16 protein-coding genes are annotated in these 12,217 nt (G+C 68.0%); 15 read left to right on the top strand and 1 reads right to left on the bottom strand.

Annotation, left to right across the window (positions count from 1 at the left end; translation table 11 throughout):
• The first annotated feature begins 5 nt into the window (after nt 1-5).
• The 12 genes from IE260_RS37375 (at nt 6) to IE260_RS37320 (ending at nt 8,957) form a co-directional block, all read left to right on the top strand.
• Complete coding sequence (locus IE260_RS37375; RefSeq protein WP_189880269.1) at nt 6-212, top strand: hypothetical protein; 207 nt, start codon at nt 6-8, stop codon at nt 210-212.
• Between the two features lie 463 nt (nt 213-675).
• The gene (locus tag IE260_RS42255; protein WP_229881703.1) at nt 676-852 is read left to right on the top strand and encodes a KH domain-containing protein; all 177 of its coding nucleotides are present in this window, start codon (nt 676-678) and stop codon (nt 850-852) included.
• A complete protein-coding gene (locus tag IE260_RS42250; protein ID WP_229881702.1) occupies nt 849-1,676 on the top strand; it encodes a helix-turn-helix transcriptional regulator in 828 nt (275 codons plus the stop codon). The genes IE260_RS42255 and IE260_RS42250 overlap by 4 nt, the downstream gene beginning before the upstream one ends.
• A gap of 142 nt (nt 1,677-1,818) precedes the next feature.
• Nucleotides 1,819-2,706: an ATP-binding protein gene (locus tag IE260_RS37360; RefSeq protein WP_229881701.1), complete on the top strand. Its 888-nt coding sequence runs from the start codon at nt 1,819-1,821 to the stop codon at nt 2,704-2,706.
• Nucleotides 2,703-3,068, top strand: coding sequence for a hypothetical protein (locus IE260_RS37355; RefSeq protein WP_229881700.1), 366 nt, complete (start codon nt 2,703-2,705; stop codon nt 3,066-3,068). Before IE260_RS37360 ends, IE260_RS37355 begins: the two co-directional genes overlap by 4 nt.
• A gap of 221 nt (nt 3,069-3,289) precedes the next feature.
• Entirely contained in the window at nt 3,290-3,835 is a 546-nt protein-coding gene (locus tag IE260_RS37350) for a hypothetical protein (RefSeq protein ID WP_229881699.1), read from the top strand.
• Nucleotides 3,836-3,881: 46 nt separating this feature from the next.
• Nucleotides 3,882-4,772: a glycosyltransferase family 8 protein gene (locus tag IE260_RS37345; protein WP_189880265.1), complete on the top strand. Its 891-nt coding sequence runs from the start codon at nt 3,882-3,884 to the stop codon at nt 4,770-4,772.
• Entirely contained in the window at nt 4,769-5,668 is a 900-nt protein-coding gene (locus tag IE260_RS37340; protein ID WP_189880263.1) for an aminoglycoside phosphotransferase family protein, read from the top strand. The genes IE260_RS37345 and IE260_RS37340 overlap by 4 nt, the downstream gene beginning before the upstream one ends.
• A 1-nt stretch (nt 5,669) precedes the next feature.
• On the top strand, nt 5,670-6,404 hold the full coding sequence (locus IE260_RS37335; protein WP_189880261.1) for a glycosyltransferase: 735 nt from the start codon (nt 5,670-5,672) through the stop codon (nt 6,402-6,404).
• A 20-nt stretch (nt 6,405-6,424) separates the two neighbouring features.
• The gene (locus IE260_RS37330; protein ID WP_189880259.1) at nt 6,425-7,300 is read left to right on the top strand and encodes a PIG-L family deacetylase; all 876 of its coding nucleotides are present in this window, start codon (nt 6,425-6,427) and stop codon (nt 7,298-7,300) included.
• Nucleotides 7,297-7,911 (top strand): dTMP kinase, encoded by a 615-nt coding sequence (locus tag IE260_RS37325; RefSeq protein ID WP_189880257.1) that lies wholly within the window; start codon nt 7,297-7,299, stop codon nt 7,909-7,911. Before IE260_RS37330 ends, IE260_RS37325 begins: the two co-directional genes overlap by 4 nt.
• Nucleotides 7,912-7,913: 2 nt before the next feature.
• A complete protein-coding gene (locus tag IE260_RS37320) occupies nt 7,914-8,957 on the top strand; it encodes a glycosyltransferase (RefSeq protein WP_189880255.1) in 1,044 nt (347 codons plus the stop codon).
• Here IE260_RS37320 and IE260_RS37315 read toward each other — a convergent pair.
• Nucleotides 8,947-9,963, bottom strand: coding sequence for a phosphotransferase (locus tag IE260_RS37315; protein ID WP_189880342.1), 1,017 nt, complete (start codon nt 9,961-9,963; stop codon nt 8,947-8,949). The genes IE260_RS37320 and IE260_RS37315 overlap by 11 nt on opposite strands.
• A gap of 190 nt (nt 9,964-10,153) precedes the next feature.
• Here IE260_RS37315 and IE260_RS42720 point away from each other — a divergent pair, with 190 nt between their 5' ends.
• From IE260_RS42720 to fxlM, 3 genes are read left to right on the top strand one after another with little or no spacing between them, the layout of a single operon-like run.
• Nucleotides 10,154-10,279 carry a hypothetical protein gene (locus IE260_RS42720; protein ID WP_268255015.1) on the top strand — a complete coding sequence of 42 codons (126 nt, stop codon included), beginning with the start codon at nt 10,154-10,156 and terminating at the stop codon, nt 10,277-10,279.
• A gap of 60 nt (nt 10,280-10,339) precedes the next feature.
• Nucleotides 10,340-10,768, top strand: coding sequence for a lanthionine synthetase LanC family protein (locus IE260_RS37310; RefSeq protein ID WP_189880253.1), 429 nt, complete (start codon nt 10,340-10,342; stop codon nt 10,766-10,768).
• Entirely contained in the window at nt 10,765-11,964 is a 1,200-nt protein-coding gene (gene fxlM / locus IE260_RS37305) for a methyltransferase, FxLD system (protein ID WP_189880251.1), read from the top strand. The genes IE260_RS37310 and fxlM overlap by 4 nt, the downstream gene beginning before the upstream one ends.
• The last annotated feature ends 253 nt before the right edge of the window (nt 11,965-12,217 follow it).

The following is a 12,217-nucleotide window of genomic DNA, read 5'->3' as shown; positions in this document are numbered from 1 at the left end:
CGGCGATGCGTATTGAGTGGCGGCCCGAGGACGCCGGCTCCGGACCCGCCCGCTTGCAGCGGGTCGCCGTCTACGGCGGGCCGGGTGACGACACCTTCCTGCGCCTTGCCGCCCACCGCCGGTCCTGCATGAGTTGCCGGTTTACCTACTGCCCGACCGGGCGGGAGTTGGCCGACGCATGGCAGGCCATCGTGGACCGCATCAGCGGCTGAGGCCGGTCCCGCCCGCCCCGGCGATACAGGGGCCCCATGGCGACCGCAGGGTCAGGGTCGCAGCCCGCACCCGCGCCTGCCGGGGGCCTCGAGCCGCGGCAGACACGAGCGCCGTCCACGGCGGGCGGGACTGAGCCGTCGCTCGGTCCTACCGCTGCTTCCTTTCACCCTCGTACGACAGTCACCCCAGGCGGAGGCATCAAGAATCATGGTCAGTCCCCTCTTACCGTCCGAGCGGCTTGCCGTGCCAGCGGGCACGACGCTGGTGCTGTATGCCTGTCTGCCCGTCTCACTGGGGGCGGCTGCGGACCGTGTTCTTGACTCCGCCCGGCGTTGCGCGGTGGAGGCGGAATGCGAGGTGGTCGCCGAGTACATCGACCGAGGAGACCCTCTGGGTGACCGCGACGGATGCGCAGGCTGGCACCAGGCTCTCGCTGCGGTCGAGGAGGGACGAGCCGGGGGCGTGGTCACGCCTCTGATGGTGATGCTCGGGCGTGGCAAGGCCGCGCATCTCGCCGCGTGGCAGCGGCGTACGGGCGCCTATCTCATCACCTCCTCCGTGATCGACACCCCCGAAGCCTGTGGCCTCTCCCAGCACGACAGCGTCCGCAGGCCGAAGGGAGTGAGCTCTTCGCCATGACTGCTGGCCCCACCGCAACCGGTGCCTTTAGGTACGTCGCCTTTCTGCCCTGCACTCCCAGCGTCAAAGACCTGGCGGGAGACTTCATCTCCAGTGTGCTGGCGACATGGGGCACATGCACGCTGCCCGCCGACCGTCAGGCAGTCCTGTGCGAGTTCCTGACCAACGCCGTGGACAACTCCTCGTCGCCCACGCTGAGGATCGTGCTGGACCGGTTCCCGGACAACGTCGTGCAGATCCATATCGACAGCCCCTCCAACGGCCGAGCGCCCACAACGTTGACCAGGCCCGCCAAGCTACCCGGCAAGGTCGGCGAGACCACCCGAGAGCGAAGGAACTTGATCATGACCGTTCCCGCACCGACCACGCCACTCACCCCTGCCGAGCGACGCGTCGCCCAGCACCTCGTACGCGGAGTTACCCCCCAGTCCATCGCTGCCGGGACCGGCCTGTCCGCAGCCACGATCCGCCAGTACGTCCGTGAAATGAGGGAGAAGCTTCACTGCCCGCCCCGTTGCCCGCTCCCGGTCCTCGTGCATGCGCTCCTCGTCTCGGGAGAGACCACCCCACCCCCGACGGACAGGCCGGCCCCGGAACTCAATCCAGCCGAGCAGAAGCTGCTGCGAGCCATCGTGGAGCAGAGCACGACCGCCGGCATCGCCTTAGCTGCGGGCATCGCACCCGCCGACTATCGCTCCGCTCTCGATGCGCTGCTGGACACGGCTGGAGCGGCCGACGCCACTGAGCTTGTCGTTCTGGCCCACGCGTGGAACGTGATCCGGACCGGCCAGGAGGCGCCAGCGCCGAACGGGGCAGACCGATGAGCATCGCCAGAAACCCCATGCGCTCGGTCGGCAGCAAGACGAGCTGTACGGCGCCGCGGTCCGTCCCGGGTCCGTACGAAATGCCTTCCCTGCGCACCGACGCGGAGAGGGCGGAGGCCGCCGCACCCGTCGAGGAGCGCCTGTGCTGGCTCACACGGTGCAGCCTGTCCGTTCCCGCCCGCATCGACGTTCCAGCCGTTTTCCGCGACGCCGAGTGCACGTCGGCGGGGCTGTACGACGAAAACGCGGCCTGGCCAGGAAGGCTCCGCCGCATAGTCCGCGCTGGCCTCACGTACTGGGCCGACCAGACCTGGTCGATACCGCGGCACTGCTGCTGACCGAGCTGACCACCCATGCTCCCCGCCACGGCCACGGTGACGACATAGGCATTCGCGTCTACCTCAAAGACGATCGCTGCGTAATCGAGGTGGTCGACGGTTCGCCCACACGTCCCACCCTGCGACACGCCAGCTCCAACGACGAGCATGGCCGCGGCCCGTTCCTCGTCTCGGCCCTGGCCGACGACTGGGGCGTCAGCGACGACGTCACAACGACCTGGCCCACCCTCCCCCTGACCAAAGGACCGTCCGACATGGAACCCACCACAGTGACCGCGCCGGTCTTACGCGAGATGCCGCTGGAACTCCCCGCAGACCTCAGCGCTCCGACGACGGCTCGCATTGCAGGCCGATCGCTGCTCACGATGCTGAACTGGCATGGGAACGTGCACGCCGCGATCGACGTCCTGCACATCCTCGTCGACAACGCCGCGGAGCACGGACTCACCCCCGGCAAGGCGGGGCAGAGCCTCCACGCTCGCCTCTGCGTCACGCAGGCCGACGCACTGCTCATCGACGTCACGGACCCGAACCCGAAGTTCCCCGACTTCCACGCAGCCGTCGACGGCACCATGGGCCGCGGCCTGTGGAAGGCCCGGCAACACGGGGCGCGGCTCTCGTGGTTCGTCGCCTCCGACTTCGAGGGCAAGACGGTGCGGGCCGCCATCCAGCCGGGGCGGATGGTCCTGTGAGCGCCCCGGCCGCGACGCTGCCCACCGGCGCCGAGATGATGCAGCACCTGGTCGAGACCGCTGGTGCAGCATGTGAGCCGGCCGCCGACATGGCCGACCTCACGCAGGTGATCCGCACCCTCCTGGCAGTCGAGGCCCGCCGCGACGCACGCGTCCGCCTGGGCGGCAACCTGTTCGACGTCGTCATCACCGGCGCCGGCGTTCAGGCACGTTCCGCCGTGGCCCTGATGGACGAGATCCAGGGCGGATGCGGCCCCGTGATCGAGGACCCCGAGAACGGATGGCTCTACTGGCTGGCGCAGCTCCGGCCCGAGCCGACACCGCACGCCGCCGCCACGGCCCGCCTCGGCATCGCCCCCTGAGGCACCGTGTCCGTCCACGAGTGACACCTCGGGACGTCGACGGACACGGCCAAGCCCCTGCGGCCGGGTGATCCGCCCCCAGCCGCAGGGCCCCACCACCGTTTCACCGCTACCACGCCCTTCATCGCCTTCCTGCAGCCGACTCACGGAGGACCACAGTGGACCGACCGACAACGCCGTACGCGACGCCGCGGACGGGGAAGATCACTCTGCCCACGCCCGTGACGGTTACCGCGTCCGGCGTCGCCTACGCCGGTCCCGTGCAGGACGCCCTCGAGCGTGACCTGGACGGGGTGCTGTGGGCACTGTGCGCCGGCGCGACCACGGGCAAGCCCGAATACGCGGCCGAGCTCCACCCCGAGCGGCAGCGGACCGCGATGGAAACCCTGCTCTGCGTGTGCTGCATGAAGCCGGCCGTCCGCGACCGACGCGGAATGCGGTGGGTTCTGCCCCTCCTCGACGACGCCGTAGACGCGCGCTGGGAGAACGTTCGCTCCGCGATCCCGCTGATGTGCGAGGCCTGCACGGAACAGGCACCGCGCCTGTACCCGCGGCTGCACGAGGGTCACGTCAAGCTCCGCATGCGCGAGGCCGAACCGATCGGCGTGCGCGGCACGCTCTACCCCCGTCCCAGCGGGCGGGGCGCGCCCGGCCCCGACGCCCTGATCCTCTACGACTCCCCCGACTTGCCGTTCGTTGTCGCCCGCGAGGCCGTCCGCGAACTGCGCCGCACCACCGTGGTCGCCTTCGCCGCGGCCATCCCCTGACACCTCTCCGGCGGCCCGGCTCGCCTCCCAGCGAAGGGAACTTCCCATGTACGCGATTGGCCTGTGCGTCGATGAGCAATACATGCTGCCCGCCCTGACCATGCTCACCTCTCTGGCGGACAGCCTTCCCCCACGCACCCGCAGGGATGTGGCCCTTCGGGTCCTGACGCTGGACCTCAAACAGACTCAGGTCAACACCATGGCCGACCTGGTGAAGCGTCTCGGATTTCAGTCCTTCGACCTCCGCTGGTGCGCGCCGTCGAAGGCATCCTGTCTCAGTGACGCCGAGTACATCAGCATCACGACCTACCTGCGCTTCCAGTTCACACCGGCCTTCGTGGGTCGCTCCCACCTGGTTTATGTCGACACGGATGTGCTGATAACCGGAGACCTGTCCGGCCCGCTTTCGCAGCTGCGAACCGGGCATCTGGGGGTGGTGCGAGACGAGTTCAACCCGGCCGTCGGCGAGTGCCCGGCACTGCCTGGACTGGCGGAAAGGTGGCCGCACCTGCGTGGGCGTGTGTACTACAACGCAGGAGTCCTTTGGACCTCGGTCGGGCTTCTGGCCACGATCCGCCGCGGCGTGGAGTACGCGCTTGTCCAGGGACGGCAGCACATTCTGCACAACGACCAGGACGCCCTGAACATGTGGCTGCTGGCCTCTGGGCGTGCCCAACCCGTCGCTCCTGACTACAACCGGTTCGAGGTCCAGCGCTTTCTGCAGCGCGGCGATTGGGTACGCCGAGTAGTTCGTCGCCCCCTGAGCACGGGCGCCGACACGGTCTTGCTGCACTTCGTCGGCCCGGAGAAGCCGTGGCAGGCGGAGTGCCCAGCGACGGAGGACGTACGCGAATACCGGGCACACCTGCGTCGCACGGTTCGCTACATCCACCGCCTAGGCGACTTGAGCGTTGAGGCGCCGGGTGGTGCGCGGTGAGCCGATCGGAGCCCGTGGTTGCGCGAGCTTGCGCCCTCCTGCTGAAGGCTTCGGCCCGCGACGTCACCACGCTGGTTCTCACCCCGAAAGCCGGCGTCTACCGGGTCAGGCTGACTGACGGCCGTCGCGTCGTGGTCAAGCTGTACGCCCCTGCCCGCTCGTACACGGCCTTCACCGAACGGGACCTCATGCGGGCGGTGAGTGCTGCCGGCCACGTGGCCACGCCGACCGTGCTCGCCTGCGGAACCGTCCCACCGCACGGTGCGACAGTGCTCATCGCGAGTGATCTCGGCGAGAGGACACTTGGCCAAGCTGTCCGAGACAAGGCCGTCTCCGAGCGGGAGGCCATGCACCGCTGCGGGAGGATCCTGGCCCAGATCCACCAGGTGCCTGTCGCGCCGAGCCTTGTGGCGCACCGCAGCTTGGCGCGGCAATGTGCCCTCCTGCGCCGCGTGGGTCCTTCCGAGCTGCTTCACCGCATCAGGCCAGCGCTGGACCGCGTCGAGGCTGCGTGCGACATGCCGGCGCATCTCGTGCTGTGCCACGGCGACCTGCACCTGGAAAACGTTCTTCTCCCGATGCGCGGCCCCATGGCGGGCACCGAGCACGTCATCGACTTCGAGGAGACGACTTACTGCGTACCGGAGTACGACCTCGCCCAGACACTGGTCACCTGTGACGTCATGACCGGCCCGGCCCGAAATCACCTCGTGGCCGCGCATGGCGGATCTGTTGCTGCGGGGCTGCTGGACGCCTTGATCATCTTCCACACCGTCCGCGGCTGGACCTACGCCGCTCTGGCCGAGAAGCGGGACCGCGGCCTCTGGGCTGCCCGGCTCGACCACGTCCTCGCCACGTTCGCACCTCTTCTGTACCCGCAGCGGAAAGGCCACTGATATGAACCGCCCCGAAGTGTCGGTGGTGATCCCGGCCTTCAACGAAGCCGACTACCTGCCGCGATACCTGCCCAGCGTCATCCGTTCGCTGCGCGCGTGGGCAACAGACAGCGGCGGTTGCGGGGAAATCATCGTCGTAGACAACGCCTCCACGGACGGCACCGCAACGGTCGCGGCCTCGCTCGGCGCCCATGTCATGACCGAGCCGGTGCGCAACATCGGACGGGTCCGCAACACCGGAGCGGCCCACGCTGCGGGGCGGTACCTGTTCTTCGTCGACGCGGACGTTGAGGTTCCAATCCAAGCGGTCACCGTGCTGGTCAGCCTGCTCTCCTCGGGTCAGCACGTGGGCGGCGCCTTTCCGCCGCATTACACGCCCAAACGCCTTGGCGCCCGGCTGCTGTGCTGGTACTGGGACGCGTATCGGCGCCGGAACCGTGGCGCCCAAGGCGTTGCCCAGTTCTGTACTGCCGAGGCCTTTCACACGTTGCAGGGCTACAGGTCGGACCTGTTCATGAGCGAAGACGTCGAGTTCTTCGCTCGCCTGCGGGACATGGGCGACCAGACCGGCCAGCCCGTCGTCCTCGTTGAAGCTCTGCGCGTGAAGCCCTCAACCCGCCGCTATGACCAGTGGCCCACCTGGCGCATGTGGTGGTGGCAGAACCCCATCACCGCCCGCCTGCGGCTCGATTCTGCAGCGTTCTGGCGGCACTGGTACCGCTCCACCGTCCGATGATCCACCGGAGGCAAACACCCATGCACACCCTGCCCCAACCCGACGCCGCGGGCATCTACACCTTCCCTACCGACCTGGCCGAGGCACACTTCCAGTGGCAGCAGGAGCTAGGCAATCGCAAGCCCGAAACGCAAATCCTGCACATCCCCGCTCCGCTGACCGGCAGGACGTACCTCATCGAACAGCGCCAGCCCGCCGGCAGACCCGTTGTCGCCATTGAGCCGCACCACGACGACTTTGCCCTGTCCGCGTCGGGCCTGTTCCTCACCCGCCCGAGACCGCTGACGGTGATCACCGTCTTCACCCGCTCCACCAGCATCGACCCTGCCTTTGCAGGCACCTTCGCCACCGTGGAAGCAGTCTCCGCACTACGCGCGGCAGAGGGCGCCGCGGCTCTCGAAGCCTTCGGCGCCCGCCGGCACCTCTTGGGCCACAGCGACGCCGCGCGCCCCTACCGCGCCTACGACAAACAGCGCCTGGACGACATCACTCACGAGCTCGCGGCCCTCCTGGCCGACCACGGCGACGCCGAGCTGCTCGCCCCTGCAGCCGTGACACGTCATCCCGACCACCTACTGGTGCACGAAGCCGCGCGCCGACTCGGCTGCCGCTGGTTCTGGGAAGACGTCGCGTTCTGGTCCACCTACGCCCTCGCCGGCTGCGATCAACATCTCTTCCGCGCACGCGTCGGCAACAGCCTGGCGCCGGAACTCTCCGACTTCACGGACGCCCTACTGGACAAGCTCACGCTCCTGCACTTGCACGGCTCCCAAAAGCACCCGGCGTCCAAACGCTTCAAGCCGCTCCGTCACGCTTGGACCGTCGCCGCCGACCTCCTCGACCAGACGCAAGGACCCCGATTCGCCGAGCGCTTCTACCGCCTGGAGACGGCATGAAGGTCATCGCCTTGGAAGGCTCGTCGTACGCGGGCAAGACCACCGCCCTTCGCCACCTGCGCGCCAGCACCGACCCTGACGACGTCGCCATATTCAGCTGCTACGTCCAGCACTTTGCCGAGCCGCAAGACATCCCCCTGGCCCGCACCGAATCCGCAGCCCAGCAGATCGAGGCCTTCGAGGCGTTCATGAGGATCGAGGCTGCCCGCGTTGCGCAGGTATCGGCCAGGGCCTTCGGGACGATCGTCCTGGACCGGTCGGTGGACACCCTCATGGCGCACGCGCGCGCCATGGACTGCCTCTACGGCTTCGGCGTCCACGCCCACGTCCGCCGGCGCCTGGAGGACCTGGCACACCTCCGGCCGGACCACACGATCTACCTGGACGTCTCCTACGAGACGCTTTCCCTGCGTAGGAAGGCAGCCGGACACGTCGAGACGGAACCCGAGTACTTCCTTCACGACCCGGCCTTCCTCGCTCACACCCGGGCCTACTTTGTCCGGCCCGAGCACTTGCCGGTGACGCGAGAAATCACCGTCGTACCCGGCGAACAGCCGCCAGAAGCTGTCGCCGGGGCCGTCCACTCCCTCGTCGAACTGTGGAAGCGTTGACCATGACCAAGCCGACCGTCCTGTTCGCTTGGCGCAGGACCCCGCCGCCCTTCCTGATCGGCGGAGCAGAGGTTTCACAGCAACTCCTCGCCGAGGAATTCGCCGCGTCTGGCTGGAACGTCCTCTACCTCGGCTGCCATGAGCCGCCGTGGAAGGCGCCCTCCGACCTGCCGCCGATGAAGAAGCACCTCGTCGAGCACCGCATCCCGTATGAGGAGACAGCCGGAGACTTGCGCTATGTGTCCAACGGCGTGCACTGCCGGGCCGTCCGGCAGGGCCGGCTTCCGGCCGCCCTCGATGCCATGCTGCGGCGGCACGCGCCCGATCTACTGATCACGGCCCAGGAAGGGGCCTCCGAACTGGTAGTGCAGGCGCGTCGCCGCGGGGTGAAGGTCGCCGCATGGCTCCATTCCGTCTCCTCGACCAGCCTGGGCGCCTTGCACGGCCAGCCGCACTATGCGCTGGCTACGTCTCGCTTCGTCGCTTCCTGCGCTCGCGCGCAAGAAGAGACGACGGTGGTCCTCTTCTATCCGCCCTTCACGCGGCCACGCCCGGGGTCGCCAGCGACCAGCGATGCACTCCTCATGATCAATCCCGTCCCGCAGAAGGGCTCTGCCCTCCTGCATGAGCTGATCCAGCAACAGCCACGACAGCCGTTCACCCTTGTCGAAGGCTGGTGGGACACCTCGAACGAATTCGCCCACTACCCCAACGTCAGGTATGTGCACCGCACCTACGACATGCACACGCTCTACGCACAGCACCGGCTATTGCTCGTCCCGTCGGTCGTAGACGACGCCTTTCCCCGTGTCATCATCGAGGCCGGCCTCCACGGCTTGCCTGCCATCGGCAGCCACGTCGGTGGCATCCCGGAAGCCATCGGGTCAGGCGGCGTCCTGGTCCCCCGTGGCGCATCAGCCCACCACTGGGGTCAGGCCATCTGCGGAACGAACAGAGCCCACCTGTCACAGCGAGCTCAACGGCGTGCCGAAGCTCTCGTACGGCCCTGTCTGCCGGAACTGGCGATAGCCGGCGTCATTGCGTGAATGCGGCCTCGACCTCGCCGAGCCGGTCAGTCCACCAGTTCAGTAGTTCCTCGTCAGTTGTGAACAGGTGATCACAGGAGTGGTCGCCGCGGTTGTAGTGGAATTCGAGCTGCCAGTAGTCCGTCATGCGCTTCCACCACAGCCGGCGCACCCCGTCGAGCGCAGCATCATCGCTCAGTGGGACAACGCTCCGGTACCCGTCGATGAAACCGCGCAGCCGCTTGAGATCGAAACGGCCGTCGACGCCGAATTGCACCTGCGCGGTGCGAGCGACCTCCTCGGCATACGGGCGGACGCCGAGCCGGTCCCAGTCAAGGACGGCCGCGATCTGCCCGTCACGCCACAGCACGTTCCGGTACTGGAAATCACCATGCGTCCAGCCGAAGGGGCCCAGTGGGATGCCAGCGGCGGGGCGCAGGTGAGCGTACTTGTCCAGCAAGATCCTGCGCCGTTCCATGAACTTAGCCACCGTGCGGTCGAACTCGGACGGCGCTGCGGAGCTGCCGACGATATCGCTGAAGCGCTCCGAGGCAGTCACGGCCTCGGCGACGCTGGTGACCTTGGCCGGAGGCAGCTGGTCCGGCGCGTTTCCCGGGGGCTGAGTGACCAGCGCCAGGTGGATCCGCCCCAGCATGATCCCGAGTTCAGCGACCTGTGACGCGGAGAGATCGACGCCACGCTGATGGCTACCGTCGATCCATGGGAGGACACAATATGCGTGACTCCCGACCTCGGCCACCAGGTCACCGCTGGTGGTACGGAGGGGCACGCACACGGGGATCTGGCCTCTAGCCAGTGCTGACAGGGCAGTGAGATTGCGCCGGGCCTTTTCCAGCGAGACGTCCTTGATCCGCTTCACGGCGTACCGGCCGTGTGTTGTCGTGACCTGCCAGTTGTGATTCATCAGCCCATCGGGCAAGAAGTCGTGCTTGATCGGCTCGCCAAGGCCGAAGGCTTCAGCAAGGACAGAAAGATCACTGGTAAGGCTTACGTTGCCGACGGACATCACCCGACGACCCTACGCTTGCCGGGCAGGCCGAATCCACCGATACAGACACCTGCGGGTGGTGTAACAGAACCGGGTCGTTGACGTTGGAGCTGTGAGGTGCGCTCATGAGTTGACGAACGGATCCGAGCGCTGACGCGTCTCCCAGAACGGCCTTGGAGCGGGCCCGGATGATGGGAGAGACCTGCACGTGACCGACGAGTCCACGTCCCGTTCCGCCACCGTCAACAAGCACCCGCACAAGTGGGTCGTCGCCGCCGAGGTCCGAGTCGACGAGTCGGTGGCCCGCATCGCGGACTTCCGCGGCTCCTTCTAGACCAAGGTCAAGCAGCGCATCGACGCGCTGGACGCCTTCCTGCAGGGGCCAGCCGCCTGCATGGAGCCGGAACGTCCCTCATGGTGCTACGGCACACCCGGCCTCGGCCGCGCCCTGCAGCTCGCTGCCCTCGCCCGTCACGACACCCCGGAACGCCAGATCGCCGAGCACACCGTGCTCAGCTCCCTCACCGACCCACCGCAACTCGCCCAGCTCCATGAGGCCACGGTCTGCCACGGCTGGGCCGGATTGCTGCTGGCCTACGACCGCATCGCCGCCGACGCCATGACCCCCGACATCGCACACCAGTTACCGAAGATCCACGCACGGCTCGACACGCACCTGGTGCGGCACGGCGTACCCCCGGACGCCGGTCTGCTCACCGGCAACGCCGGCGTCCTCCTCACGCTGCACGCCCTGCGCACTCCCCGCCCCGCAGCCCTGGGGTGGGAGACGTGCCTCCTCCTTGAGCTGAAAGGTCCACCGTGAACCAGACTCCGACCGCCAGCGAGCTCCGCAACAGCCTCGTTGACGACGTGATCATGAATGTGAGCCTGACCCGCGACGTCGAGCGCGCCCTGCGGACGGTGAGCCGCGAGACGTTCCTCCCCGGCGTCGACCTCAAGGACACGTACGCCGACCAGGCCGTGATCATCAAGGACAACCCGGGCGGACCGCTCGCCCTGTCCTGCGCATCGGTGCCCTCCGTCGTCGCGATGATGCTCGTCCAACTCGACGTCCAGCCCGGCGACGACATCCTCGAGATCGGCGCCGGAACCGGCTACAACGCCGCACTGCTCGCGGAACTCACCCGCACCCACGGAAGCGTCACCACCATCGACATCGACCCCGACGTGGCCTTGCACGCACGCACCATGCTCAACCGTGCCGGGTACGAGCGCGTGCACGTGAGGGAACGCGACGGACTGGTCGGCGCCCCAGAAAACGCCCCCTATGACCGGATTCTGGCCGCTGTGGGCCTATGGGATGTGCCGGCGGCCTGGTGGGACCAGCTCCGCGAAGGCGGACGCCTCGTCCTCCCGCTGCGCTGGCGAGGCCAAACCCAGTCCGTGGCCCTGACCCGGCGCGGCGACACGCTCGTCTCCGACGACATGGCGCTGTGCGGCTTCGTCCCGATCATCGGGCAGGACGGTGAAAGGACAGCTGCCCTCAACACGGACGACACCATCCGCGTCCACCACGACGAGGACCAGGCCGTGGACGCCGACGCGCTCGGCGCCAGCCTTCGCGGCGCGCCGGTCGAGGTCCTGTCCGGCCAGCGGATCGGCGGAGAAGAGTCGTTCGACGGGGTGTGGCTGCGCGCCACCGCTGGAGGCGATCGCGTGTGCCGCCTGGAGGTCACGCCGGACGCTCTGGCCCAGGAGCGGATTCTGCGGCCCGCCGTCCCCGGCCGGAGCCCGCTCCTCGTCGACGGCGACTCCTTCGCCTACCTGATCGTTCGCCGTGAATGCGCCGACCCTCAGCGGCCGTTCCGGCTCGGCGCGGCCGCGTACGGTCCGCGTGCCCAGTCGCTCGCTCAGGACCTCATCGCCCACATCGAGGCCTGGGGCAGCGCACGCACTTCCGTTGCCCGCCTGACCATCACTCCGGCGAAGACCGACGCAGCCGCTGGACCGGGCTTCGTGATCAGCAAGCGTGAGAGCCGGCTGACGCTGACGTACTGAACCGTGCCCGTAAGTGCCTCCTCCTTCCCCGGGCGGAGGCACCTTGACGTGCGAGGAGAGAGCGGACTTGTAACAGATCAGGGCCGTTGACGTTCCTTGCTGCCGCAAGGTCCTCGGCGAGGTGAGCAGCCCGGAGCTGCAGACAGGGTCAACGCGCTGCTCCCGGGTACGGACACAAAGGACTTCCCAATCGTGATGTCAAGCCGCAGCGGTGACGGGAGGTGAACCTTGGTAGCGCTCTCCGTCACGGATC

The organism is Streptomyces viridiviolaceus, assembly GCF_014650995.1.
In the GTDB taxonomy this organism is placed as follows: domain Bacteria; phylum Actinomycetota; class Actinomycetes; order Streptomycetales; family Streptomycetaceae; genus Streptomyces; species Streptomyces viridiviolaceus.
Note: the sequence above shows the minus strand (reverse complement) of the source record. Positions and strands in the feature narration are given on the sequence as shown.